Consider the following 24868-nt stretch of genomic DNA (forward strand, 5'->3'; position numbering starts at 1 on the left):
CAGCCACGCTCCAGGAGGACGGCCATGGCCATCGCGACGGTGAACCCGGCGACCGGCGAGACGCTCACCACGTTCGAGGCGCTCGACGAGCAGGAGCTGGAACGCAGGCTCCAGCTCGCCGAAGCCACCTTCCGCACCTACCGGACCACGTCGTTCGCCGACCGCGCCCGGCTGCTGAACCGGGCCGCCGACCTCCTCGACGAGGACCGCGAGGACGTCGCCCGCACGATGACGACCGAGATGGGCAAACCGCTCGCGCAGGCCCGCGCGGAGGCCGCCAAGTGCGCGAAGGCGATGCGCTGGTACGCCGAGCACGCCGAGTCGCTGCTCGCCGACGAGGTGCCCGCCGAACGGGACGTGAAGGACTCGGGCGGCAGCCGCGCCCTGGTCCGCTGCCGGCCGCTCGGCCCTGTGCTCGCGGTGATGCCGTGGAACTTCCCGCTCTGGCAGGTGATGCGGTTCGCCGCGCCCGCCCTGATGGCCGGCAACGTGGGCCTGCTCAAACACGCCTCGAACGTGCCGCGCACCGCCCTCTGGCTGGAGGACCTGCTGCGCCGCGCGGGCTTCCCCGAGGGCTGCTTCCAGACCCTGCTGGTCGGGTCGGGCGCGATCGACGCGATCCTGCGCGACGACCGGGTCAAGGCGGCCACCCTGACCGGCAGCGAGCCGGCGGGACGCGCGGTCGCCGCCACCGCCGGCGAGATGATCAAGAAGACGGTGCTCGAGCTGGGCGGCAGCGACCCGTTCGTGGTGATGCCCTCGGCCGACCTCGACCGGGCCGCCGAGACCGCCGTCACCGCGCGGGTGCAGAACAACGGCCAGTCGTGCATCGCCGCCAAGCGGTTCATCGTCCACGCCGACGTCTACGACGCGTTCGTCGAGCGGTTCGTGGCGGGCATGGCGGCGCTCACCGTCGGTGACCCGATGGCGGAGGGCACGGACGTCGGACCGCTCGCCAGCGAGCAGGGGCGGGCCGATCTGGAGGAGCTGGTCGACGACGCCAGGCGCGGCGGCGCCGACGTGCTGTGCGGCGGCGAACGGCCGGACAGGCCCGGCTGGTGGTACCCGCCGACCGTGCTGGCCGGCATCACCCGGGAGATGCGCATCCACCGCGAGGAGGCCTTCGGGCCCGTCGCCACCCTGTACCGCGCCGGTGACCTGGACGAGGCCGTCCTGATCGCCAACGACTCGCCGTTCGGGCTGAGTTCCAACGTGTGGACGCGTCAGGAGGCCGAGGTGGAGCGGTTCGTGCGGGACCTGGAGGCGGGCGGGGTCTTCGTCAACGGGATGACCGCCTCCCATCCGGCGTTCCCGTTCGGCGGGGTCAAGCGGTCCGGGTACGGACGCGAACTGGCCGGGCAGGGAATCCGCGAGTTCTGCAACATCACCACCGTTTGGCACGGTGCGTGAGCGCGGCGCGGATACCATCCCGTCTGTGAACCGCGAAGTGACTCTCCCCCTGATCGTCGACGACCGCGGGACCTTGCAGGTGACTGCCGCCGACGTGAGCAAGCTGCTGCGCACGGTGGGTGCCAGGTGGCTGCATCTGGTGGAGGCCGGGGAGGGCGGGCTCGACGAGGACACGGTGGCCGCGCTGACCATCGAGCTCGCCAAGCTCGCCGACCGCATCGACGTGGCGTGCATCGCCCACAGCAGCGGCGGCACGTCCTGACGGCTGCCGTCCGGATCACGCCGTCTGGAGCAGGGTGTCCCAGAACAGCGCCTCGTAGCTCTGGAGCAGGCCGCCGTAGGTGTGCGCCAGGTGGGTGTCGAGGCGGCCCGTCGCCAGCCCCGCGCCGACCGCCGCCGTGGCGCTCTCGTCGAGGTCGGGGGCCGGGCGGGCGAAGAAGTCGAAGAACGCGCACGCCTCGGCGGTGAAGCCGTAGTGGGTGCGCAGGGCGGCGCCGATGGTCGCGCAGTAGCCGCCCCACGCGGAGAAGTTCACGGTGATCGCCAGCACCGCGTCGGTCGGTGACGCGTTCAGGGCCAGCCAGGACACGTACGCCGGGTAGGCCTGGCAGCCCGGCCTCGGGCGGTGGGCCCTGGACCGGGCCTCGTCGACGCCGCAGGCCGCCGCGAAGGCCGCCAGGTGCCCCCGGGCCAGCTCCTCGCCGCCGGCCAGCAGACGGAAGTAGGCGGCCGCCTCCGGTTCCTCCGCGGCGCGTTGCTCCAGATGGAGGAAGGCGCGCCGATCCGCGTCGATCACCCACCGCTGTTCCAGGGCCAACGCCTGGAGCACGGCGGGGCCCGCCGCGCCCCGGGCGATGAGCGGCACCAGGCGGTTGGCCCCGGGATCGGGCGCCAGCTCGGCGACGGTCGTGTCCAGCAGTTCCGCGGCGGTGTGCGCCATCGCGTCCTCCGTCGTTCCGGATGAGGGGCCTCCCCCTTCGACCCTGGCACGGCGTCCCCGAGACGGAGTAGTCCGGCGCGAGATCGTCGCCCCGGCGGGTGATCGTGGAATCCACCACCTTCTGAGGTGAGCCACCTTCTGACCGGCGGGCGCAGGCCCTCCGGAAGGCGAAAGCAGGCATGGTTCATGGCGACTTTGTGCAGACCCTCGGTGTCCGTCCCGGAGCACGTGATCACGATGGAACAGACGCTGGAGCTGGCGCGCTCCCGGCACGCCGACCATCCCCAGCTCCCGCTGGCCCTCCGGCTGATCGCGAACACCGGAGTACGCACCCGGCACATCGTGCAGCCGATCGAGGAGACCCTGAGACACCCCGGCTTCGAGCAGCGCAACAAGCTCTACCAGGCCGAGGCGAAGGCCCGGGTGCCGTCCGTCATCCAACGGGCGCTCGACGACGCCGAGCTGCTCACCGGCGACATCGACGTGATCATCTACGTCTCGTGCACGGGCTTCATGATGCCCTCGCTGACGGCCTGGCTGATCAACGAGATGGACTTCGACAGCACCACCCGGCAGCTGCCCATCGCCCAGCTCGGCTGCGCGGCGGGCGGCGCGGCGATCAACCGGGCCCACGACTTCTGCACCGCCTACCCGGAGGCGAACGCGCTCATCGTGGCCTGCGAGTTCTGCTCGCTGTGCTACCAGCCCACCGACCTCAACATCGGCTCGCTGCTCTCCAACGGCCTCTTCGGCGACGGTGTCGCGGCGGCCGTGGTGCGCGGGCGCGGCGGCGAGGGCATCGACCTGGAGCGCAACGGCTCCTACCTGATCCCCAAGACCGAGGACTGGATCGCCTACGACGTGCGGGCCACCGGCTTCCACTTCCTGCTGGACAAGCGGGTGCCCGCCACCATGGAGCCGCTCGCCCCCGCCCTCCAGGACCTGGCGGCGCTGCACGGCTGGGACGCCGCCGACCTGGACTTCTACATAGTCCACGCGGGCGGGCCCCGCATCCTCGACGACCTGAGCAAGTTCCTGAAGGTCGACCCGCACGCCTTCCGCTTCAGCCGGGCCACGCTCACCGAGTACGGCAACATCGCCAGCGCCGTCGTCCTGGACGCGCTGCGCAGGCTGTTCGACGAGGGCGGCGTCCAGCACCGGGCGCGCGGGCTGCTCGCCGGGTTCGGACCCGGTATCACCGCCGAGATGGCCCTGGGCCGCTGGCGCACGGACGACGAAACGACGTGACATGACCGAAGAGACGATCACCGACACCACCCTGCCCCCGGTCCGGCCCTGGCCGGCCCTCGATCTGACCGGCGTCGACTTCGACCCGGTCCTCACCGAGCTGATGCGCGAGGGTCCCGTCACCCGCGTCCAGCTCCCCAACGGCGAGGGCTGGGCCTGGCTGGTCACCCGCTACGACGACGTCAGGACGGTGGCCAACGACCCGCGCTTCAGCCGCGAGGCCGTCATGGACCGGCCCGTCACCCGGCTCGCCCCGCACTTCATCCCGCAGCGGGGCGCGGTCGGCTTCCTCGACCCGCCCGACCACACCCGGCTGCGCCGCACGGTCGCCGCCGCGTTCACGGCGCGCGGCGTGGAGCGGGTCAGGGAGAGATCCCGGGCGCTGCTCGACGAACTGGTCGACGAACTCCTCCAGGACGGCCCGCCCGCCGACCTGACGGCGACCGTCCTCAGCCCGTTCCCGATCGCGGTGATCTGCGAGCTGATGGGGGTGCCGGCCGCCGACCGGCACTCCATGCACGTCTGGACGCAGCTGATCCTGTCGTCCTCGCACGGCGCCGACGTCAGCGAGCGGGCCAAACGCGAGATGGGCGCCTACTTCGCCGATCTGATCGGGCTGCGGGAGGGCGCCACGGGCGAGGACGTCACCTCGCTGCTCGGCGCGGCCGTCGGGCGCGAGGAGGTGACCCTCGACGAGGCGGTGGGCCTCGCGGTGCTGCTCCAGATCGGCGGCGAGGCGGTCACCAACAACAGCGGCCAGATGTTCTACCTGCTGCTCACCCGGCCCGATCTGGTCGAACGGCTGCGCGCCGAACCGGGGATCAGGCCGAGGGCCATCGACGAACTGCTGCGGTTCGTCCCGCACCGCAACGCGGTCGGGCTGTCCCGCATCGCCCTGGAGGACGTGGAGATCAGGGGCGTGACGATCCGCGAGGGCGACCCGATCTATGTGTCGTACCTGGCGGCCAACCGAGACCCCGAGGTCTTCCCCGACCCGGAGACGATCGACTTCGCGCGCGACCCCAACCCGCACGTGTCGTTCGGCTTCGGACCGCACTACTGCCCCGGCGGCATGCTGGCCAGGCTGGAGTCGGAGCTGCTCGTCGACGTGCTCCTGGAACGCGTCCCGGGGCTGCGGCTCGCCGTGCCCGCGCACGAAGTGCCGTTCCGCAAGGGCGCGTTGATCCGGGGACCCGAGGCCCTGCCGGTGACGTGGTGAGCGGGCGGTGACCGCGACCGAGGGGCTGCTGGTGCCGCCGGGGCACGGCAGGGTGGTCCAGACCCCGGCCCAGCGGGTGACGTTCAAGGTGACCGGCGCGCACTCCCGGACGGCCTCCGCCTTCGAGGTGGAGGTACCGCCGGGGTTCGACGTCGGCGCCCATGTGCACGCCCGCAGCGAGGAGTTGTTCTATGTGCTGGAGGGCGAGCTGGACGTGCTCGCCTTCGAGCCGCTGGTGCGGACCCCGGACAACTGGCAGCGCTGGGAGTCGGGTTCGGGCACCCGGGTGGTGCGGGCGACGCCCGGCACGGTCATCGTCGTCCCGCCGGGCTGTCCGCACGCGTTCGCCAATCCGACGGACACCCCGGCGAAGATGTTCTTCCAGGCGTCGCCGCCGCCGGACCACGAGCGCTACTTCGAGGAGCTGCTGGAGATCCTGCGCGGCGGCGGCCCGCCCGACCACGAGGCGATCGAGGCCCTGCGGGCGCGCTACGACATCGAGCAGCTGACGCCGTTGCGGCACGCGCCCTGAAGGGAGCGGGGGCGGGCCGTCCCGCGTGGACCGACCCGCCCCGCGCTAGCGGATGTTCATCCCGGAGAGCGTCCGGGCGATGACCAGCCGCTGGATCTCGCTGGTCCCCTCGAAGATGGTGTAGATCGCGGCGTCGCGGTGCATCCGCTCCACCGGGTACTCACGGGTGTATCCGTTGCCGCCGAGGATCTGGATCGCCTGCCCGGTGACCTTCTTCGCGGTCTCGCTGGCGAACAGCTTGGACATCGACCCCTCGGCCGCCGTGAACGGCTTGCCGTTGATCGCCATCCAGGACGCCCGCCACACCAGGAGCCTGGCCGCGTCGACGGAGGTGCGCATGTCGGCGAGCTGGAAGGCGACGCCCTGGTTGTCGATGATGGGGCGCCCGAACTGCTCGCGGGTCTTGGCGTAGTCGAGGGCGACCTCGTAGGCGGCGCGCGCGGTGCCGACGGCCATCGCGCCGACGGCCGGACGGGACGCCTCGAAGGTGGCCATCGCCGCGTTCTTCACCCGCTCGCCGCCCGACCTGGCGCGCTCCCGGGCGCGGGCGAGCCGCTCGTCCAGCCGCTCCTTGCCCCCGAGGAGGCAGGAGCCGGGCACCCGCACGTCCTCGAGGACGACCTCGGCGGTGTGCGAGGCGCGGATGCCGTGCTTCTTGAACTTCTGGCCCTGGGAGAGTCCGGGGGTGCCGGGCGGCACGATGAAGGAGGCGTGGCCCTTGGAGCCGAGCTCCGGGTCGACGACGGCCACCACGACGTGGACGTTGGCGATGCCGCCGTTGGTGGCCCAGGTCTTGGTGCCGTTGAGCACCCACTCGTCCTTGGCCTGGTCGTAGACGGCGCGGGTGCGCAGCGAGGCGACGTCGGAGCCGGCGTCGGGCTCGGAGGAGCAGAAGGCGGCGACCTTGACGTCGTTCTGGTCGCCGTACATCTGGGGGATCCAGGTGCCGATCTGTTCCTCGGTGCCGTTGGCGAGGACGCCGACGGCGGCGAGGCCGGTGCCGACGATCGACAGGGCGATGCCCGCGTCGCCCCAGAACAGCTCCTCCATGGCCATCGGGATGCCGAGGCCGGTGGGGTCGAAGTACTGCTGGGCGTAGAAGTCGAGGGAGTAGATGCCTACCTTGGCGGCCTCCTGGATGACCGGCCAGGGGGTCTCCTCACGCTCGTCCCATTCGGCGGCCGCGGGGCGGATGACGTCGGCCGCGAAGCCGTGCAGCCAGTCCCTGACCTCCTTCTGTTCGTCGTTGAGCTCCATGGTGAACTCGGCCATGTCCCCTCCAGCGGCAGCGCACGTACATGTTACTAGCGGTAACCCGAGTCTGTTACCCGTGGGTAGGAAAAGTCAACTCCCGATGACGGCTCGGCAGCCCGTTCGATGCGAACAGGGTGTTGAGTGCTAGTTTGCGCAAGCGTCACCGAACAAGCACGGGTGGGGAGAGATCATGGACACCACGCAGCGGACCGACCAGCAGAGGTCCGCCGACCGCCGTCGGCGCGAACTGCTGGAGGCCGCCGACAGAGTGGTGCTCCGCGACGGACCGCAGGCCTCCATGAACGCCATCGCGGCGGAGGCCGGCATCACCAAGCCGATCCTGTACCGCCACTTCGGCGACAAGAGCGGACTCTACGCCGCTCTCGCCCAGCGGCACACCGACGCCCTGCTCGCCTCGCTGCGGGCGGCGCTCGACGCGCCGGCCGACCGGCGGGAGCGGGTCGAGGCCACCCTCGACACCTACCTCGCGGCCATCGAGGCCCGTCCCCAGGTCTACCGGTTCCTCATGCATCCGGCCGAGGGCACCCAGAGTTCCGACCAGGGGTTCGACGTCGGCCAGCACAGCGTGCCGCTGCTGCGGCGGATGGGCGAGGAACTGGCCCAGGTCATCGAGGAACGGCTCGACCTCGGCCCGGAGACCCAGCGGCTCGCGCGGGTGTGGGGGCACGGCATCGTCGGCATGATGCACGCGGCGGGCGACTGGTGGCTGGGCGAACGCCCCTGCTCCCGCACGGACCTGGTACGGAGCCTTGCGGACCTGCTGTGGGGCCGGCTGGCCGCCGCCGGGGACCGGGTGGGCGGTCCTGGCTTCTGACGAGGCCACGAGGGGCGCGGGGAACGGCGCGACCGACCTCCACCTGACCGTCAGCCGCCCGCTCGCCCCCAGGAGGCACCGGCTCACCCGGCCGTCAGCCGCCCGCTCGCCCCCGGCTCCACGCCGCCCGCGCCACCTGGCGGGCGTGCCGGCGCCGGCGCCATCCCGTGAGCCGGTCCGCGTACACCCCGCCGGCCAGGTGCTCGCACTCGTGCTGGAGGCAGCGCGCGAAGAACCCGGTGCCGTGGATCGTGACCGGCTCCCCCGTCACCGTGAACCCCTCGACCACCGCGTGGTCGTGGCGTTCCGTGCCCGCTTCGAGGCCCGGCAGCGACAGGCACCCCTCGGGCCCCCGCACCACCACTCCGTCGGCCGTCACCAGACGGGGGTTCACCACATGCCCGAGATGGCGCACCTCCTCGTCGTCCGGGCAGTCGAAGACGAAGACCCGCGGCGACGCGCCGATCTGGTTCGCGGCGAGACCCACCCCCCTGGCCGCGTACATCGTGGCGAACAAGTCCTCCACCAGCTCCGCGAGTTCGGGACCGAAGTCGGTGACCTCCGCGCAGGGGGTGCGCAGCAAGGGGTCTCCGAGCAGGGTGAGGGGCCGGACGCGCCCGTGGGCGCCCGGGATGGGACCGTGTCGCATACCGGCAAGGGTACGGTCCTCTCGACCCACACCTGCCGCGCAGCCTGGGCCGGGATTCTGGAGTATGAACAGATCTCGATAGGCTGATGTCCACACCACGTTGCCGTCAGGCAGAGGCGCGGCGCGTACGCAAGGAGGATCGAGGACTGATGTCAGGCAACTCGGACCCGCTCACGCCGCGGGCCAAGCTGGCCGTGACCGCGGGCAAGGCGGTCGCGGCGGCGTCGCGCGCCGCGGGGCGCGGCAGCGGTTCGGTGATCGGCGGCAAGGTGGCCCTCCGGCTCGACCCCGATCTCCTGGCACGGCTCGCGCAGAGCCTGGACGTCGTGCTCGTCTCGGCGACCAACGGCAAGACCACCACCACCCGGCTGATCGCGGAGGCGCTGCGCGCGGCGGGCCCGGTCGTCTCCAACGCGCTCGGCGCGAACATGCCGGCCGGCATCACCTCGGCGCTCGCCGGGAACTCGGACGCCCGCTACGGCGTCATCGAGGTCGACGAGAAGTACCTCGCCGGTGTCGCCCGGGACACCGACCCCAAGTGCATCGCGCTGCTCAACCTCTCCCGCGACCAGCTCGACCGCGCCGCCGAGACCCGGATGCTTGCGGAGAACTGGCGCGAGGGCCTGGCCGGTTCGAAGGCCGTCGTCGTGGCGAACGCCGACGACCCGCTGGTGGTGTGGGCCGCGTCGTCCTCCCCCAACGTGATCTGGGTCGCGGCCGGCCAGATGTGGAAGGACGACGCCTGGTCCTGCCCGTCCTGCGGCGGTGTCATGCAGCGTCCGGGCGACGACTGGTTCTGCGGCGACTGCGGCTTCCGCAGGCCCACCCCGAGCTGGTCGCTCTCCGGTGACCACGTCCTCGACCCGCACGGCTCGGCCTGGCCGATCCACCTCCAGCTGCCCGGCCGCGCCAACAAGGCGAACGCCACCTCCTCGGCCGCCGTCGCCGCCGTCTTCGGGGTGCCGCCGCAGGTCGCCCTGGAGCGGATGTACCAGGTGCAGGCCGTGGCCGGCCGCTACGACGTCGTGCAGTTCAAGGAGCGCGACCTGCGGCTGCTGCTCGCGAAGAACCCGGCCGGCTGGCTGGAGACGTTCTCCCTGATCGACCCGCCGCCCACCCCGGTGATCCTCTCGGTGAACGCGCGCGGCGCCGACGGCACCGACACCTCCTGGCTCTGGGACGTCGACTACACGCGGCTGACCGGCCACCCGATCTGCGTGATCGGTGACCGCAAGCTGGACCTCGCGGTCCGGCTCGAAGTGGCCAACCAGCACTTCCAGGTCTGCGACGACATCGACCAGGCGGTCCAGCTGTGCCCGCCGGGCCGGATCGAGGTCATCGCCAACTACACCGCGTTCCAGGACCTGCGCCGCCGCGTCGGCAACTGACCACGAAGGACGTCCACCCCATGAGCGACAACAGCCTGCGGATCGTCTGGATCTACCCGGACCTGCTCAGCACCTACGGCGACCAGGGCAATGTGCTCGTCGTGGAGCGGCGGGCCCGGCAGCGCGGTCTCGACGTGGCCCGCGTCGACGTGCGCAGCGACCAGCCCATCCCCACCTCGGGCGACATCTACCTGATCGGCGGCGGCGAGGACCGGCCGCAGCGGCTGGCGGCCGAGCGGCTGCGCCGGGACGGCGGTCTGCACCGGGCCGTGGAGAACGGCGCGATCGTCTTCTCGGTCTGCGCCGGCTACCAGATCCTCGGCCACGAGTTCATCAACGACCTCGGCCAGCGCGAGCCCGGCCTCGGCCTGCTCGACGTGGTGTCGGTGCGCGGCGAGGGCGCGCGGTGCGTCGGCGACGTCCTCGGGGACGTCGACCCGCGCCTCGGGCTGCCCCCGCTGACCGGCTTCGAGAACCACCAGGGCGTCACCCACCTCGGCCCCACCGCCCGCCCGCTCGCCCGGGTCCGCCTGGGCAACGGCAACGGCACCGGGGACGGCACCGAGGGCGCCTACAACGACACCGTCTTCGGCACGTACATGCACGGCCCGGTGCTGGCCCGCAACCCGCTCATCGCGGATCTGCTGCTGAAGCTGGCGCTCGACGTCAACGCGCTGCCGCCGACCGACGACCGCTGGTACGAGGCGCTGCGCAACGAGCGCATCGCCTCCGCGCAGCAGCCCGCGTAGGGAACGGGCCGGGGCCCGCCTGACGGCCTGTCCGCTCACATGTGCGGGCTCGTCCAGCAGGCGGACGCCCGGTGGGGCGGACCCCCCTCGCGCCGGTAGGGTGGCCGCGATCCAGCCGGACGACCGCGACATCACGTCCGGTACCCGGTCCCACGTCGGGAAGGTATTTCGGGCAATGCGCATTGGTGTCCTCACGTCCGGCGGCGACTGCCCCGGCCTGAACGCCGTCATCCGGTCCGTCGTGCACCGCGCCGTCGTCGACCACGGCGACGAGGTCATCGGGTTCAGGGACGGCTGGCGCGGTCTGCTGGAGTGCGACTACCTCAAGCTCGACCTCGACGCCGTGAGCGGCATCCTGGCCCGCGGCGGCACCATCCTCGGCTCCTCCCGGGTCCAGCCCTCGCATCTGCGGGACGGCGTGGAGCGGGCCAGGGGGCATGTGCAGGAGCTGGGTCTCGACGCGATCATCCCGATCGGCGGCGAGGGCACGCTGAAGGCGGCCCGGCTGATGTCGGACGGCGGGCTGCCGATCGTGGGCGTCCCGAAGACCATCGACAACGACATCGCCGTCACGGACGTCACCTTCGGGTTCGACACCGCGGTCGGGGTCGCGACCGAGGCCCTCGACCGGCTGAAGACCACCGCCGAGTCCCACCAGCGGGTGCTGGTCGTCGAGGTGATGGGACGGCACACCGGCTGGATAGCGCTGCACTCCGGGATGGCGGCGGGCGCCCACGCCATCGTCGTGCCGGAGCGGCCCTTCGACATCGAGGAGCTGGCCCGCAAGGTCGGCGAGCGGTTCGAGGCGGGCAAGCGGTTCGCGATCGTCGTCGCCGCGGAGGGCGCGAAGCCGCGGGCCGGGAGCATGGAGTTCGACGAGGGCGTCAAGGACGTCTACGGGCACGAGCGGTTCGCCGGGATCGCCCGGCAGCTGTCGCTCGAACTGGAGGCGCGGCTCGGCAAGGAGGCGCGTCCGGTGATCCTCGGGCATGTGCAGCGCGGCGGCACGCCGACGGCGTACGACCGGGTCCTCGCCACCCGGTTCGGGTGGCACGCGGTGGAGGCGGTGCACCGCGGCGAGTTCGGCAAGATGACGGCGCTGCGGGGCACGGACATCGTGATGGTGTCGCTCGCCGAGGCGGTCGAGACGCTGAAGACGGTTCCCGCGGAGCGGTACGAGGAAGCGGAGTGCGTGCTGTAGACGTCCTGGACGCCCGCGGCCGACCCCGGTCGCAGGCGTGGGGCGGGGGCGCCATAACCTAGCGGGGACAGAACGCACAAGCCCCACGAAACAGGAGCCCTCGGATGGATCACAGCGGGCACGGCATGACGATGGATCTGCCGCCGTTCACGCTGGCACGGGGGCTCGGCTGGTCCGCCGACCCGTTCTTCCTGGTGGCCTGTCTGGTGGGGCTCGGCCTGTACGGGTGGGGCGTAGTGCGGCTGCGGCGGCGCGGCGACGCGTGGCCCGTCGGGCGGACCGTCTCGTACGTCGTCGGCGTGCTGACCGTCGTGCTGATGATGTGCACCCGGCTCAACGACTACGGCATGGTCATGTTCAGCGTGCACATGGTGCAGCACATGGTCATCAGCATGCTGTCGCCGATCCTGATCCTGCTGGGCGCCCCGGTCACCCTGGCCCTGCGCGCGCTGCCCACGGCGGGCCGGGGCCGCAAGGGGCCGCGCGAGGTGCTGCTGATGCTGCTGCACAGCCGCTACCTGCGGATCGTGACGCATCCCGCGTTCACCATCCCGCTCTTCATCGCGAGCCTCTACGGGCTGTACTTCACGCCGCTCTTCGACTTCCTGATGGGGTCGAGGGCCGGGCACCTCGCGATGATGGTGCACTTCCTCGCGGTCGGTGTGGTGTTCTTCTGGCCGATCATCGGTGTGGACCCGGGCCCCAACCGGCCCGGCTATCTGATGCGGATGCTGGAGCTGTTCGCGGGGATGCCGTTCCACGCGTTCTTCGGCATCGCGCTGATGATGGCGTCGACGCCGATGGTCAGCACGTTCCTGCACCCGCCGGGCTCGCTCGGGGTCGACCCGCTCTCCGACCAGACCGCGGCGGGCGGCATCGCGTGGGCGTTCAGCGAGATCCCGTCGGTGCTGGTGCTGATCGCGCTGCTGTTCCAGTGGTACCGCTCCGACCAGCGGCAGGCCAAGCGGTCCGACCGGGCCGCCGACCGGGACGGTGACCAGGAGCTTCAGGCCTACAACGCCTACCTCGCGTCGCTGAACACCCGCGGGCGCTGACGGCCGGCGGCGGTTCGGGGCACCATGGAGGAGGACGATTCCTTCAGAAGGGTGTCGCGATGCCCGGTTCCTCGGACAGTTCCACGAAGACCATGGGGGTGTTCACCGTGGGCGGTCTGGTCGCGGTGACGGCCTACACGGTGGCCCTCGGCAGCAACGGCTGGCTCTGGTTCGGCTGGGTCGTGCTGGGGCTGATCACGCTCGGCATGATCGCCCTGCGCGGCAACTGATTCTCACTCCTTGGTCACCCGTCCCGCGGTGTGGACGCCCGGCTGGTACTTCGGCAGCCGGGCGGTGATCTTCATGCCCGCTCCGACGGCGGTCTCGATGACGAGCCCGTACTCGTCCCCGTACACCTGGCGCAGCCGGTCGTCCACGTTGGACAGACCGATCCCGCCGGACGGGCCGACCTCGCCCGACAGGATGCGGCGCAGCAGCGCCGGGTCCATGCCGACGCCGTCGTCCTCGATGACGACGAGTGCCTCGGCGCCGGTGTCCCGCGCGGTGATGCTGATGCGGCTTCGGCCGCCCGCGGAGGCGCCCTTGCCCTCCAGGCCGTGTTTGACGGCGTTCTCCACCAACGGCTGGAGGCAGAGGAAGGGCAGGGCGACCGGCAGCACCTCGGGGGCGATCTGGAGGGTGACGGAGAGGCGGTCGCCGAAACGGGCCCGCACCAGCGCCAAGTAGTGGTCGATGGCGTGGAGTTCGTCGGCGAGGGTGGTGAAGTCGCCGTGCCTGCGGAACGAGTAGCGGGTGAAGTCGGCGAACTCCAGGAGCAGTTCGCGGGCGCGTTCGGGGTCGGTGCGGACGAACGAGGCGATCACCGCGAGCGAGTTGAAGATGAAGTGCGGGGAGATCTGGGCCCGCAGCGCCCTGATCTCGGCCTCGATGAGCCGGGTGCGGGACTGGTCGAGGTCGGCCAGTTCCAGCTGCACGGAGACCCAGCGGGCGACCTCGCCCGCCGCCCGCACCAGGACCGCGGACTCCCGGGGGGCGCAGGCCACCAGCGCGCCGTGCACCCGGTCGTCGACGGTCAGCGGGGCGAGCACCGCCCAGCGTGCCGGGCAGTCGGGGGTGTCGCAGCTCAGCGCGAAGGCGTCGCCGCGGCCGGTCTCGCGGGCGGCGGCCAGCCGCTCCAGGATCTCGGCCCTGTGGTGGGCGCCGACGCCGTCCCAGACCAGGACCCGGGTGCGGTCGGTGAGGCAGAGGGCGTCCGTGCCGAGCAGGGACCGCAGCCGCTTGGCGGACCGGCCCGCGGTCTCCTCGGTCAGCCCGGCCCGCAGCGGGGGCGCGGCCAGGGACGCGGTGTGCAGGGTCTGGAAGGTGGCGTGCTCGACGGGTGTCCCGAGGTCGCCGAGGCTCTGCGGCCCCGCGGTGCGGCGGCCGAGCCAGAACCCGGCGGCGAGCAGCGGCAGCACGGCGACACAGAGTCCGGCGAGGAAGCCGCTCATGGTGTGGTCTCCGCCCACAGTTCCTCCGGCAGATGGAAGCGGGCCAGGATTGCGGCGGTGCCCGCCGGGACCCGGCCCGGGGTGGCCAGGGACACCAGGATCATGGTGAGGAAGCCGAGCGGTACCGACCAGAGGGCGGGCCAGGCGAGCAGGGCGTGCAGCCGGCCGGTGCCGGGCAGTCCCGCCATGGTCGCGGTCACGGCGAGGAACGCGGAGCCGCCGCCGACCAGCATCCCGGCCGCCGCGCCCGGCGGGGTCAGCCGCCGCCACCAGATGCCGAGGACCAGCAGCGGGCAGAACGACGACGCGGACACGGCGAAGGCGAGCCCCACCGCGTCCGCCACCGGCAACCCGCCCACCAGGGCGCCGGCCGCCAGGGGTACGGCCATGGCGAGCACCGTGCCGAGCCGGAAGTGCCGTACCCCGCGCGCGGGCAGCACGTCCTGGGTGAGGACCCCGGCGACGGCCATGGTGAGTCCGGACGCCGTCGACAGGAACGCGGCGAACGCGCCGCCCGCCACCAGGGCTCCGAGCAGGTCGCCGCCGAGCCCGCCGATCATCCGGTCGGGCAGCAGCAGGACGGCCGCGTCGGCGGAGCCGCTGAGGGTCAGCTCGGGGGCGTAGAGGCGGCCGAGCGCCCCGTAGACGGGCGGCAGCAGATAGAAGACGCCGATCAGGCCGAGAACGGTCACCGTGGTGCGGCGGGCGGCGACGCCGTGCGGGCTGGTGTAGAAGCGCACGACGACGTGGGGCAGGCCCATGGTGCCGAGGAAGGTGGCGAGGATCAGGCCGTAGGTGGCGTACAGGGGCCGCTCCTCGCGGCTCGCGGTGAGGGACGTCGACATGCCGCCGTTGCTGCCGCGGTCGGCGGCGGGGACGGGGTCGCCCGCGGCGAACGTGAGCCGGGTGCCGCCGCCGACCCGGTGGGTGCCGGAGCCGAGCAGGACGTCGTCGCCCCGGTGGGCGCGGCCGTCGACGGTGCCGGTGACGGTGACGGTGAGCGGCCGGTCGAGGCGCAGGTCGAGGGCGGTCGCGACGGTCACCACACGCTGTTCGCGGAAGGCGGCGGGTTCGGCGAAGACGCGGTGCGGGGCGCCGTCGCCCTGCCAGGCGAGGACCAGGAAGAGGGCGGGGACCAGCAGCGCGGTGAGCTTCAGCCAGTACTGGAACGCCTGGACGAAGGTGATGCTGCGCATGCCGCCGGCCGCGACGGTCGCCACCACCACGCACGCGACGATCACTCCGCCGAGCCAGTCGGGCGCGTCGGTCAGGACCGTCAACGTCAGTCCCGCGCCCTGGAGTTGGGGCATCAGATAGAGCCAGCCGACGCCCACCACGAAGGCGCCGGCCAGGCGCCGCACGGCCTGCGAGGCGAGCCGCGCCTCGGCGAAGTCGGGGAGCGTGTAGGCGCCGGAGCGGCGCAGCGGGGCGGCGACGAACAGCAGCAGGACGAGGTAGCCGGCGGTGTAGCCGACGGGGTACCAGAGCATGTCGGGGCCCTGCACGAGGACGAGCCCCGCGATGCCGAGGAAGGAGGCGGCGGAGAGGTACTCGCCGCTGATCGCGGCGGCGTTGAGGCGCGGGCCGACGGTGCGGGAGGCGACGTAGAAGTCGGAGGTGGTGCGGGAGATGCGCAGCCCGAAGGCGCCGACCAGGACGGTGGCGACGACCACCAGGGCGACGGCGGGCACGGCGAAGCCGGAGTTCATCGGTCCTCTACGAGGCGTACGAAGTCCCGTTCGTTGCGTTCCGCGCGCCGCACGTACCAGAGGGCGAGCAGGACCAGCGGGGCGTAGAGGCAGAAGCCGAGGACCAGCCATTCGAGGCGGTGCGCGTCGGGCATCGCGGCGAACAGCAGCGGCAGCGGGCCGACCAGCAGCACGAGGACCGCGAACACGGCAAGGGCAGCGCGGAGTTGACTGCGCATCAGGGAGCGGACGTAGGTGTGGCCGAGGGCGGTCTGCTCGTCGATCTCGGTGCGCGGCCGGTAGTAGGCCGGGGCCCTGCGGGTGCGGCGGGGTGCCCCGATGACGACGACCCGGGGTTCGGCCGACTCCTGCGGCACTAGGGCCTCCTCATCAGCAGGTCCCGCAGTTCCCGCGTGTGCCTGCGGCTGACCTGGAGCTCCTCGCCGCCGACGAGGACGCTCACCGTGCCCGCGTCCAGGCGGAGTTCACCGATGTGCCGCAGGGCGACCAGGTGGCGGCGGTGGATGCGGACGAAGCCGCGGGAGCGCCAGCGTTCCTCCAGGGTGGAGAGCGGGATGCGGACCAGGTGGCTGCCCTTGTCGGTGTGCAGCCGCGCGTAGTCGCCGCGCGCCTCCACGTGGGTGATGTCGTCGACGGCCACGAACCGTGTCACACCGCAGAGTTCGACCGGCAGATGGTCCGGGTCGGGTTCGTGGACGGGGATGCGCGGGGCGCTGCCGGCGAGGAGCGCCGCGCGTCTGACGGCCTCCGCGAGCCGTTCCTTGCGGACCGGTTTGAGGACGTAGTCGACGGCCTTGAGGTCGAAGGCCTGGACGGCGAAGTCCTCGTGGGCGGTGACGAACACGACGAGCGGCGGCTGGGCGAACCCGGTCAGCAGGCGGGCCAGGTCGAGGCCGTCGAGGCCGGGCATCTGGATGTCGAGGAAGACGACGTCGATCGCCTCGGGGCCGCCGGGCCCCGACTCCAGGGCGCGGTTGATGCGGCGCAGCGCCTCGGTGGCATCGCCCGCGCCCTCCGCGCTGCCGATGCGCGGATCCGCGTGCAGCAGATACAGCAGCTCCTCCAGGGAGGGACGTTCGTCGTCGACGGCGAGGGCGCGCAGCATGAACCCGGAGTCTAGGTGGAATTCGGACGGCTGGACATGTGGGCGGCGTGGTCGTTCGTGGCCGGTGCTGTGGCGCATACAGTGCCCCCATGAACAGCAGGCCGGCCCCGTTCGACGACCTCGATCGGAAGATCGTCACCGCGTTGATGGCGAACGCGCGGACCAGTTTCGCCGAGATCGGCTCCGCGGTCGGGCTGTCGGCGACGGCCGTGAAGCGGCGGGTGGACCGGATGCGGGAGACCGGGGTGATCACGGGGTTCACGGCGACGGTGACGCCGGAGGCGCTCGGCTGGCGCACCGAGGCGTACGTCGAGGTGTACTGCGAGGGCGCGGCACCGCCCCGGCGGCTCGCGGAGGTGGTGCGCAACCATCCGGAGATCACCGCGGCGATGACGGTGACGGGGGGCGCGGACGCGCTGCTGCATGTGCGGGCGCGGGACGTGGACCACTTCGAGGCGGTCCTCGAACGCATCCGTACCGAGCCGTTCATCCGGAAGACGATCAGTGTGATGGTGCTGTCCCATCTGCTGCCGGAGAGCCCCGAGGCGGGGGCCAGCCAGCCCGCACCAGACGTGCGCTGAAGCGGGCAAAGACGCAGCGTTCCTGCGGGGACACGCAATCTTCGTCACTTGTCGGGCGTCTCGGTCATTTTCTACCGTGGTGTCAACCCCAGTCGACACTGGTCGGCCTTCGTAGGAAAGCGGAGGGACCCTTCTGTGACCGACACCCGTGTGCCGCGCCGACGGCGCTTCCTGGTCTGCGAACCCAGACACTTCGCCGTGCAGTACGCGATCAACCCCTGGATGCATCCCGACACCCCCGTCGACGTCGATCTCGCGCGGGAGCAGTGGCAGTCGCTGATCCACGCCTACCGCACGCACGGCCATGACGTGGACACCCTGGAGCCGGCTCCGGGGCTGCCCGACATGGTCTTCGCGGCGAACTCCGCGGTCGTCCTCGACGGCCGGGTCTTCGGCTCCCTCTTCCACGCGCCGGAGCGGCGCCCGGAGTCCACCCACTACGACCTGTGGTTCAAGACGGCGGGCTTCGACGTCCACCGCCCGGAGTACGTGTGCGAGGGCGAGGGCGACCTCGTGTGGACCGGCCGCTACCTGCTGGCCGGCACGGGTTTCCGCACCACCCGTGAGGCGCACCGCGAGGTGCAGGAGTTCTTCGGTCACCCGGTCGTCAGCCTGACGCTGGTCGATCCGCACTTCTACCACCTGGACACCGCGCTGTTCGTGCTGGACGACGGCCCCGGCAACAACATCGCGTACTTCCCCGAGGCGTTCTCCGCGGGCAGCCGCGAGGTGCTGGCGCGGCTGTACCCGGACGCGGTGCTCGCCACCCGCGAGGACGCGACGGCGTTCGGTCTGAACTCCGTGTCCGACGGGCGGCACGTCTTCATCGCGCCGCAGGCCGAGGCGCTCGCCACCCGGCTGTCCGAGCACGGTTATGTCCCCGTCCCCGTCGACCTTTCGGAGTTCCGCAAGGCAGGCGGCGGCATCAAGTGCTGCACCCAGGAGATCCGCTCATGACCGCTCCCGTCCGCACCCGCTCCTCCGAGGACCTGATCCGCGCGGAGGAGCCGGTCCTCGCGCACAACTACCACCCGCTGCCCGTGGTGGTCTCCCGCGCGGAGGGCGTCTGGGTCGAGGACGTCGAGGGGCGCCGCTACCTCGACCTGCTGGCGGGCTACTCGGCCCTGAACTTCGGCCACCGTCACCCGGCGCTGATCGCGGCCGCGCACGAGCAGCTCGACCGGCTGACGCTCACCTCGCGGGCCTTCCACAACGACCGGCTCGCGGAGTTCGCGGAGCGGCTCGCGGGGCTTGTCGGCCTCGACATGGTGCTGCCCATGAACACCGGCGCCGAGGCCGTGGAGAGCGGCATCAAGGTGGCCCGCAAGTGGGCGTACGACGTGAAGGGCGTCCCGGCCGACCGGGCGACGATCGTGGTCGCGGCGGAGAACTTCCACGGCCGGACGACGACGATCGTCGGGTTCTCCACGGACGAGACGGCGCGGGCCGGGTTCGGGCCGTTCGCGCCGGGGTTCCGGATCGTGCCGTACAACGACCTCGCGGCGCTGGAGGCCGCCGTCGACGAGACCACGGCGGCGGTGCTGATCGAGCCGATCCAGGGCGAGGCCGGGGTGATCATCCCGGACGAGGGCTACCTCACCGGGGTGCGGGAGCTGACCCGGCGCACCGGCTGCCTCTTCGTCGCGGACGAGATCCAGTCGGGCCTCGGCCGCACCGGGCGCACTCTCGCGGTGGACCACGAGTCGGTCGTCCCCGATGTGCTGCTGCTCGGCAAGGCGCTGGGCGGCGGGATCGTGCCGGTCTCGGCGGTGGTCGCGAACCGGGACGTGCTCGGGGTGCTGGGTCCCGGCGAGCACGGTTCCACGTTCGGCGGCAACCCGCTGGCCGCGGCGGTCGGCACGGCGGTGGTCGACCTGCTGGAGACGGGCGAGTTCCAGCGCCGGGCGGCCGAGCTGGGCGCGGTCCTGCGGGACGGTCTGACGGGCCTGGTCGGCAAGGGCGTCGTCGGCTTCCGCTCGCGCGGCCTGTGGGCGGGCGTCGACGTCGACCCGGCCCTCGGCACCGGGCGCGAGGTCAGCGCCCGGCTGATGGGCGAGGGCGTCCTCGTCAAGGACACCCACGGCTCGACGATCCGGCTGGCGCCGCCGCTGACCATCACGGAGGACGAGCTGCTGAACGCCCTGGCCACCCTGGGGAGGGTGCTGGAGCGGAGCGTGTGAAGGGGCCCGCGGGAGGTGTCCTGAGCGGGGCGTCCGAGTACGGCGCCTGACCGGGGCGTTCGACCAGGGCGTTCGGCCAGGGCGCCCGAGCGGCACCGAGGGCGGACGGGACGGGTCCGCACCGCCGGACCCGTCCCGTCTGCGCTCATCTCCCACCCCGGTGTCACCCACTCCGGTCTCGCCCCGGCCCGTCCCGTCGCCTCTCGTCTCCGCTCATCTCCCACCCCGGTCCGTCCCGGTCGGGCCCCGTCGACTCTCCTTCACTCCCCCGGTGCTGGTCACGCGCACGGGCGGGCGGGGCGAGTGAAGATGGAGAAGAGACAGAAGAGGTGGCAGAGGTGGAAGAAGTGGAAGACCACTCTCCGCTACAGAGAGGTCGGCCGTGGGTGCTCAGGAGGAGCGGAGCGGGAACCGGCAGCGGTTCGACGTGGCCGATGCCGCGCCCCTGCTGCTCGACGCGCGCGGCACCGTCACGAGCTGGACCCGGGGCGCCGAGCGCCTGCTCGGCCGCCCCGCCGCCGAGGCCGTCGGCACGCCCGTCGCCGCCTTCCTCGCGCCCGCCGACGCGGCCCGCCTCCCCGAGCTGGCCGAACGGTGCCGTACCGACGGCGACTGGGCGGGCCCGCTGACCGCGCTGCGCGCGGACGGACGCCCGGTGCGGGTGATGGCGCGGGTCACCCGGGCGGTGGAACCCGACGGAGCCGTCCGCTGGCTCGTCCTGCTCTCCGACCTGGCCTGCGGTCCCGGCTGGGACCTGAGCCGCACCGTCCTGGAGCAGATGCTCACCCGGTCCCCCGTCGGGATAGCGGTGGTCGACACCGGGCTGCGGTTCGTGTGGTCGAACCCGGCCCTCGAACAGTTCGGCGGCGGCCCCCCTGGACAGCGCCTGGGCCGCAGGCTCGCGGAGATCCAGCCCGGCCTCGACATCGACGGCATCGAGGCGCAGATGCGGCGGGTGCTGGCGACCGGCGAGCCGGTGGTCGGCTACGAGCACGTCGGCCATCCCAGGTCGGCCCCGCACCGGGAGACCGCGCACCTGCTGTCCTTCACCCGTCTGGAGGACGAGCACGGCCGACCGACGGGCGTCTGCTACACGGTCGTCGACGTCACCGAGCGGCACCGGGCCCGGCAGCGCCTCGCGCTCCTCGACCGGGCGGGCGAGCGCATCGGCCGCACCCTGGACATCGAGGGGACCGCCCAGGAGCTGTCCGACGTGGCGGTCCCCGACTTCGCCGACCTCGTCACCGTCGACCTGCTCGCCTGGGTGCTGCGCGGCGGCGAACCCGCGCCGCCGCCCGAGGGTCCCGAGCGTCCGGTGCTGCGCCGGGCCGGGCACCGGTCGGTCGACCCTGAGCGGGGCCCGGACGGCGCCGCGGGGGACGTGGCCGAGGCCGCGTTCGTCGACATCGGCGCCGAGGCCGGGTACCTGGCGGATTCGCCGCCGCTGATCGCGCTGGCGTCCGGGCGGGCCTGGCGGCAGGAGCGGCTCGATCCGACGGCCCCCGAGTGGGCGAGCCGGGCGCCGGGCGCGCGGGCGGTCACCTTCCGCGATCTGGGCCTGCACAGCGCGATGGTGGTGCCGATCAGGGCGCGCGGCGTGACTCTGGGCGTGACGGCGTTCTTCCGGCGCGGCCGCCAGGACCCCTTCGACGCGGACGATCTGCATCTGGCGGAGGACCTGGTGTCGCGGGCCGCCGTCTGCGTGGACAACGCCCGCCGCTACACCCGGGAACGGGATGCCGCGTTGGCGCTCCAGCGCAGTCTGCTGCCGCGCCGGCTGCCCGAGCAGGACGCGGTGGAGGTGACCGCCTGCTACCGGCCGGCCGACGAGCTGACCGGCCTCGGCGGCGACTGGTACGACCTGATCCCGCTGTCGGGGGCACGGGTGGCGCTGGTCGTCGGGGAGGTGCCGGGGCACGGCATCGACGCGTCCGCCGCGATGGGCAGGCTGCGCACCGCCGTCCGCACCCTCGCCGCCCTCGACCTGCCGCCCGACGAGATCCTCGCCCACCTCGACGACCTGGTGGGCAGGACCGCCCAGGAGGAGGGGGTGCGCCCCGACCCGGAGGGCGACTCGTACGGCGACAGCATGCAGGCGGTCGGTTCCGGCTGCGTCTACGTCGTCTACGACCCCGTCGACGGGCACTGCGCGATGGCCGCCGCCGGGCACCCCGCGCCCGCCGTGGTGCGACCCGACGGCACGGTCCGCTTCGTCGAGCTGCCGCAGGGACCGCCGCTCGGGGCGGGCGGCCCGCCCTTCGAGGCGGTGGAACTGGCGCTCGACGCGGGCAGCACCCTGGTCCTGCACACCGACGGCCTGCTCGCCGACGGCGACGGCGGCGGAGACGGGGAGGACGGCGACGCCGGGCGGGAGCGGCTGCGGCGGGCGCTCGAACGGGCCACCGGCTCCTTCGACCGCAGGGGCGAGGCGGTGATCGACGCACTGGTCCCGGCCCATCCGCACGACGACGTGGCCCTGTTGATGGCCCGCACCCGGCTGCTCGGCGCCGACCAGGTGGCCGACTGGGAGCTGACGTCCGATCCGGCGATCGTCGCGGTCGCCCGCAAGGCGGCGGCCAGGCAGCTCACCGAATGGGACCTGGAGGAGCTGGCGTTCACCACCGAACTGGTCGTCAGCGAGCTGGTCACCAACGCGATGCGGCACGCGGGCGGACCGATCAGGCTGCGGCTGATCCGGGACCGCGCGCTGATCTGCGAGGTCACCGACCGCGGCGCCACCGCACCCCATCTGCGTCATCCCCGCACCACCGACGAGGGCGGCCGGGGGCTGCTGCTGGTCTCGCAGTTCACCCAGCGCTGGGGCACGCGCTACTCGCCCGAGGGGAAGGTCATCTGGGCCGAGCAGTCGCTGACCGGGCCGCCCGAGTGACCGGAGAGGCCACCGACGGCAGGCAGCCCGCTACGCGGCGGTGCGGGACGGCCCGTGGCGGTAGTCCCTCGGCGGGACGCCGTACGCGGCGCGGAAGGGCGGCTGAACTCGGCGGCCCGCGGGAACCCCCAGCGCGCGGCGATGACATGGATGGGGGTGTCGTGGAGGGCGGGGTCGGTGAGGTTGTGGCGGGCGCCCTCCAGGCGCTGTCCGCGGATGTAGGCGGCGACGGTGACGCCCTCGTCGCGGAAGAGGCGGTGCAGATGGCTCAGCGAGACGGAGTGCGCGGCGGCTATCGCGCCGGGGGTCAGGCCGGGGTCGTGCAGGTTCTGCCGGATGAACGCCTGGATGGCGAGGGCCAGGGTCCGCCGCCTGGTCTCGGGCGACAGGGACGTGACCGTTTCGAGGGTGTGCGCGAACAGCGCGGCGACGAGGTCGGCGAGGACCGTGCCGAGGCGCGGGGCGTCCTCGGCGGTGTACTGGCCGGTGTTCTCGCTGAGTTGGGTGAGGAACAGGGCGAGCAGCGCGCCGACTCCCGTACCGCCCGACATCGGCCGCCCGATCGCCTGCTCGGCCCGGCCCCTCGGCAACGGCAGCCGCGCCTTGGGGACCTCCACACCGACCGTCCTGATCAGTTCCTGACTGGTCCAGGTCTCCGACGTCCGCGCGGAGTCGGTCGAGTAGAAGTCACCCAGTCCGTAGGTCGCCTCCTGTCTGCTCCAGGCGACTCCCCCGTGCCCCTTCAGGACCAGGGTGAGGTGGAAGATCTCGGGGTCGGACTGCCGGATCAGCTTCGGGGTCCGTACGAACACCGTGGGGTCGAACTCGGCCGGCCAGACCGCGACATCGCCGAGGCTGATCAGCCGCAGCCGCGCGTGGAAGTCGGCCGCGCGGGTGCTGCGCAGCTCCAGCGGGGCGTGGGTGGCGCTCATGACCTGGCGCCAGCCCTCGAACCGTTCGGCCGTGGGCAGGTCCGCGCTCCGGAACACCGTCTCGACCAGCATCTCCGCCACCCCTCCTGTTCGACTTCCGGGCCGATGCCCCCGCACCCCAGTCTCACCCGGTCAGGCCCGCCGGCACAGCTCCGCCCGCGGGTGATCACGGGCCGGGACGTCTCAGGCCCCGGACCTGAGCGCGCCCAGTATCCAGGGGATGTCGTGCCGGTCCGCGGCGATCAGCACGGGGGTGTCGCCGTCGCGGCACTCCACCACCAGGTGGGTGTGGTGCGGCGGGGGCCGCGGATCGGTGCGGAGCGGCGGGCGGACCCGGACGGCCTCCAGGTCGGGCGGGACCGGCCGTCTGGCGACCCGGCCGGTCGGATCGGTGGTGACGGCGAGCAGCCCGGGACCGATCACCAGATAGTCGAAGCCGTGCAGGTCGTAGGGCACGTCCCCGCTCAGCGACACGGGCACGCACCGCTGCTCCGCTGACCGCTCGGGCGCGATCTCGACGCTGTCCGCGTCGGCAGACCGGGTGGACCCGGCGGTGCGGCGGCGGCCCGTGAGGAGGACGACGGCGGTGGCGGCCGTCGCGGTCACCGCAGTGGCGACGGCCGTGAACACCAGCACCTCGGTGAGGCCGGGCCCGAAGAGTCCGACGACGAAGACGGTCGCCGCGAGCAGCGCGCACGCCACCACGGGAACCACGAGCTGCCAGGGGGAGGCGAGACGGGAGAAGCGCGAGCGGCGGGCCGACCAGTACGCGCACCAGCAGAACATCCCGGCGGCGATCAGCAGGGCGAGCGCCGTGGCGGCCAGCGCGCCGGGGGTCCTGGTGGGTGCCGCCGCCGTCTCCTCGCGGACGCCCGCCGACGTGACGGCCCGCACCTCGCCGCGCCAGGAGGTGAGGGTGATCCGGTCGCCCGGCTCGGCCGCCGACAGGACCGGGCCGCCGCCCCTCAACCGCACCTCGCCGCGGTGTCCTCCGGTGGTGTAGGAGAGCCGGCGGTAGATCTGCCGCCAGCTCTCCCCGGGGGCACCGGCCTCGACCACGGTGGCCTGTCGGTCCCGCAGGCAGTCGCCCTCGTCGCGGCCGGCGCCGGCGGGGCAGGGCCGTGCGGAGCGGTAGTCGTCCCGGGCGGCCGTCGCGCCGGGCAGCGGTCCTGTCAGCAGCACCACGGCCGCCACCAGCAGGAGCAGCCCGGCGAGACCGCACAGGAGCACTCCGGTCCTGCCGCCCAGGGGCGGATACGGCGCGCCGCCGGACGACGGGGACGACGGCGATGGCCCGGACGACGGAGACCGCCCGGACGACGGGGATGGCCGGGGTGACGGAGACGGCTGAGGCGGCATCGAACAATTCTCCGTCATCGTGGCTGATCCCGCTCGGAACGCGTGTTCCGGACGGAGGACCGGATCTGACGAAACGTCATGACAGCGGGTGCGCGACCGGCATGGGACCGGCCCGAGCCGGTTACACGTAAGAGGACCCGCACGTAAACTGATCTCCTCCAACATCACTCTTGACCTGTGT

General features: G+C 72.6%; 23 protein-coding genes and 1 pseudogene. 15 read left to right on the top strand and 9 right to left on the bottom strand.

The genetic code is table 11. The annotated features are described in order from the left end of the window. Positions 1 to 24: 24 nt before the first annotated feature. Both DDJ31_RS05435 and DDJ31_RS05440 read left to right on the top strand, forming a co-directional pair. Positions 25 to 1410 (top strand): NADP-dependent succinic semialdehyde dehydrogenase, encoded by a 1386-nt coding sequence (locus DDJ31_RS05435; protein ID WP_127181426.1) that lies wholly within the window; start codon positions 25 to 27, stop codon positions 1408 to 1410. Positions 1411 to 1435: 25 nt separating this feature from the next. Beyond that, a complete protein-coding gene (locus DDJ31_RS05440; RefSeq protein ID WP_127181425.1) occupies positions 1436 to 1672 on the top strand; it encodes a DUF6213 family protein in 237 nt (78 codons plus the stop codon). A gap of 15 nt (positions 1673 to 1687) precedes the next feature. Here DDJ31_RS05440 and DDJ31_RS05445 read toward each other — a convergent pair whose 3' ends face one another. Beyond that, on the bottom strand, positions 1688 to 2350 hold the full coding sequence (locus DDJ31_RS05445; protein WP_127181424.1) for a transcriptional regulator: 663 nt from the start codon (positions 2348 to 2350) through the stop codon (positions 1688 to 1690). 186 nt (positions 2351 to 2536) lie between these two features. Here DDJ31_RS05445 and DDJ31_RS05450 point away from each other — a divergent pair, with 186 nt between their 5' ends. Genes DDJ31_RS05450 through DDJ31_RS05460 form a run of 3 tightly spaced genes read left to right on the top strand, consistent with a single transcriptional unit; the run spans position 2537 to position 5349 of the window. After that, the gene (locus DDJ31_RS05450; RefSeq protein ID WP_127181423.1) at positions 2537 to 3598 is read left to right on the top strand and encodes a type III polyketide synthase; all 1062 of its coding nucleotides are present in this window, start codon (positions 2537 to 2539) and stop codon (positions 3596 to 3598) included. A gap of 1 nt (position 3599) precedes the next feature. After that, complete coding sequence (locus DDJ31_RS05455; protein ID WP_127181422.1) at positions 3600 to 4817, top strand: cytochrome P450; 1218 nt, start codon at positions 3600 to 3602, stop codon at positions 4815 to 4817. 7 nt (positions 4818 to 4824) lie between these two features. Beyond that, positions 4825 to 5349 carry a cupin domain-containing protein gene (locus DDJ31_RS05460; protein WP_127181421.1) on the top strand — a complete coding sequence of 175 codons (525 nt, stop codon included), beginning with the start codon at positions 4825 to 4827 and terminating at the stop codon, positions 5347 to 5349. 45 nt (positions 5350 to 5394) lie between these two features. On the opposite strand, the gene DDJ31_RS05465 is transcribed toward DDJ31_RS05460, so the two are convergent. Next, positions 5395 to 6621 (bottom strand): acyl-CoA dehydrogenase family protein, encoded by a 1227-nt coding sequence (locus DDJ31_RS05465; protein WP_127181420.1) that lies wholly within the window; start codon positions 6619 to 6621, stop codon positions 5395 to 5397. Between the two features lie 172 nt (positions 6622 to 6793). On the opposite strand from DDJ31_RS05465, the gene DDJ31_RS05470 reads away from it, so the two are divergent. After that, positions 6794 to 7438: a TetR family transcriptional regulator gene (locus DDJ31_RS05470; RefSeq protein WP_127181419.1), complete on the top strand. Its 645-nt coding sequence runs from the start codon at positions 6794 to 6796 to the stop codon at positions 7436 to 7438. Positions 7439 to 7532: 94 nt separating this feature from the next. On the opposite strand, the gene def is transcribed toward DDJ31_RS05470, so the two are convergent. After that, a complete protein-coding gene (def, locus tag DDJ31_RS05475; RefSeq protein ID WP_171480773.1) occupies positions 7533 to 8087 on the bottom strand; it encodes a peptide deformylase in 555 nt (184 codons plus the stop codon). A 149-nt stretch (positions 8088 to 8236) separates the two neighbouring features. On the opposite strand from def, the gene DDJ31_RS05480 reads away from it, so the two are divergent. The 5 genes from DDJ31_RS05480 (at position 8237) to DDJ31_RS05500 (ending at position 12710) form a co-directional block, all read left to right on the top strand. Next, positions 8237 to 9475 carry a MurT ligase domain-containing protein gene (locus DDJ31_RS05480; protein ID WP_127181418.1) on the top strand — a complete coding sequence of 413 codons (1239 nt, stop codon included), beginning with the start codon at positions 8237 to 8239 and terminating at the stop codon, positions 9473 to 9475. A 20-nt stretch (positions 9476 to 9495) separates the two neighbouring features. Then, on the top strand, positions 9496 to 10224 hold the full coding sequence (locus DDJ31_RS05485) for a type 1 glutamine amidotransferase (RefSeq protein ID WP_127181417.1): 729 nt from the start codon (positions 9496 to 9498) through the stop codon (positions 10222 to 10224). Between the two features lie 175 nt (positions 10225 to 10399). Further along, a complete protein-coding gene (locus DDJ31_RS05490; protein ID WP_127181416.1) occupies positions 10400 to 11425 on the top strand; it encodes a 6-phosphofructokinase in 1026 nt (341 codons plus the stop codon). A gap of 104 nt (positions 11426 to 11529) precedes the next feature. After that, complete coding sequence (locus tag DDJ31_RS05495; protein WP_127181415.1) at positions 11530 to 12480, top strand: cytochrome c oxidase assembly protein; 951 nt, start codon at positions 11530 to 11532, stop codon at positions 12478 to 12480. 59 nt (positions 12481 to 12539) lie between these two features. Further along, positions 12540 to 12710: a hypothetical protein gene (locus tag DDJ31_RS05500; protein WP_127181414.1), complete on the top strand. Its 171-nt coding sequence runs from the start codon at positions 12540 to 12542 to the stop codon at positions 12708 to 12710. 3 nt (positions 12711 to 12713) lie between these two features. On the opposite strand, the gene DDJ31_RS05505 is transcribed toward DDJ31_RS05500, so the two are convergent. From DDJ31_RS05505 to DDJ31_RS05520, 4 genes are read right to left on the bottom strand one after another with little or no spacing between them, the layout of a single operon-like run. Then, the gene (locus DDJ31_RS05505) at positions 12714 to 13931 is read right to left on the bottom strand and encodes a sensor histidine kinase (RefSeq protein WP_127181413.1); all 1218 of its coding nucleotides are present in this window, start codon (positions 13929 to 13931) and stop codon (positions 12714 to 12716) included. Then, positions 13928 to 15640, bottom strand: coding sequence for a sodium/solute symporter (locus DDJ31_RS05510; protein WP_127181412.1), 1713 nt, complete (start codon positions 15638 to 15640; stop codon positions 13928 to 13930). The genes DDJ31_RS05505 and DDJ31_RS05510 overlap by 4 nt, the downstream gene beginning before the upstream one ends. Beyond that, positions 15637 to 15996, bottom strand: a complete 360-nt coding sequence (locus DDJ31_RS05515) for a hypothetical protein (RefSeq protein WP_127181411.1) — start codon at positions 15994 to 15996, stop codon at positions 15637 to 15639. The genes DDJ31_RS05510 and DDJ31_RS05515 overlap by 4 nt, the downstream gene beginning before the upstream one ends. After that, the gene (locus DDJ31_RS05520; protein ID WP_127181410.1) at positions 15996 to 16745 is read right to left on the bottom strand and encodes a LytR/AlgR family response regulator transcription factor; all 750 of its coding nucleotides are present in this window, start codon (positions 16743 to 16745) and stop codon (positions 15996 to 15998) included. Before DDJ31_RS05520 ends, DDJ31_RS05515 begins: the two co-directional genes overlap by 1 nt. An 89-nt stretch (positions 16746 to 16834) precedes the next feature. Here DDJ31_RS05520 and DDJ31_RS05525 point away from each other — a divergent pair, with 89 nt between their 5' ends. The 4 genes from DDJ31_RS05525 (at position 16835) to DDJ31_RS05540 (ending at position 22396) form a co-directional block, all read left to right on the top strand. Further along, complete coding sequence (locus tag DDJ31_RS05525) at positions 16835 to 17326, top strand: Lrp/AsnC family transcriptional regulator (protein WP_127181409.1); 492 nt, start codon at positions 16835 to 16837, stop codon at positions 17324 to 17326. Positions 17327 to 17461: 135 nt separating this feature from the next. Then, positions 17462 to 18283 carry a dimethylargininase gene (ddaH, locus tag DDJ31_RS05530; RefSeq protein ID WP_127181408.1) on the top strand — a complete coding sequence of 274 codons (822 nt, stop codon included), beginning with the start codon at positions 17462 to 17464 and terminating at the stop codon, positions 18281 to 18283. Further along, positions 18280 to 19506, top strand: a complete 1227-nt coding sequence (rocD, locus tag DDJ31_RS05535; RefSeq protein WP_127181407.1) for an ornithine--oxo-acid transaminase — start codon at positions 18280 to 18282, stop codon at positions 19504 to 19506. Before ddaH ends, rocD begins: the two co-directional genes overlap by 4 nt. Positions 19507 to 19888: 382 nt before the next feature. Continuing rightward, positions 19889 to 22396 carry a SpoIIE family protein phosphatase gene (locus DDJ31_RS05540; protein WP_127181406.1) on the top strand — a complete coding sequence of 836 codons (2508 nt, stop codon included), beginning with the start codon at positions 19889 to 19891 and terminating at the stop codon, positions 22394 to 22396. A gap of 30 nt (positions 22397 to 22426) precedes the next feature. On the opposite strand, the pseudogene DDJ31_RS05545 reads toward DDJ31_RS05540, so the two are convergent. Further along, positions 22427 to 23400 (bottom strand): annotated as a pseudogene (locus DDJ31_RS05545) (helix-turn-helix domain-containing protein). Positions 23401 to 23511: 111 nt separating this feature from the next. After that, a complete protein-coding gene (locus tag DDJ31_RS05550) occupies positions 23512 to 24558 on the bottom strand; it encodes a hypothetical protein (RefSeq protein ID WP_127181405.1) in 1047 nt (348 codons plus the stop codon). Positions 24559 to 24868 lie beyond the last annotated feature (310 nt).

The sequence above is a fragment of the Streptomyces griseoviridis genome (genome assembly GCF_005222485.1).
Classification (GTDB): Bacteria; Actinomycetota; Actinomycetes; order Streptomycetales; family Streptomycetaceae; genus Streptomyces; species Streptomyces hintoniae.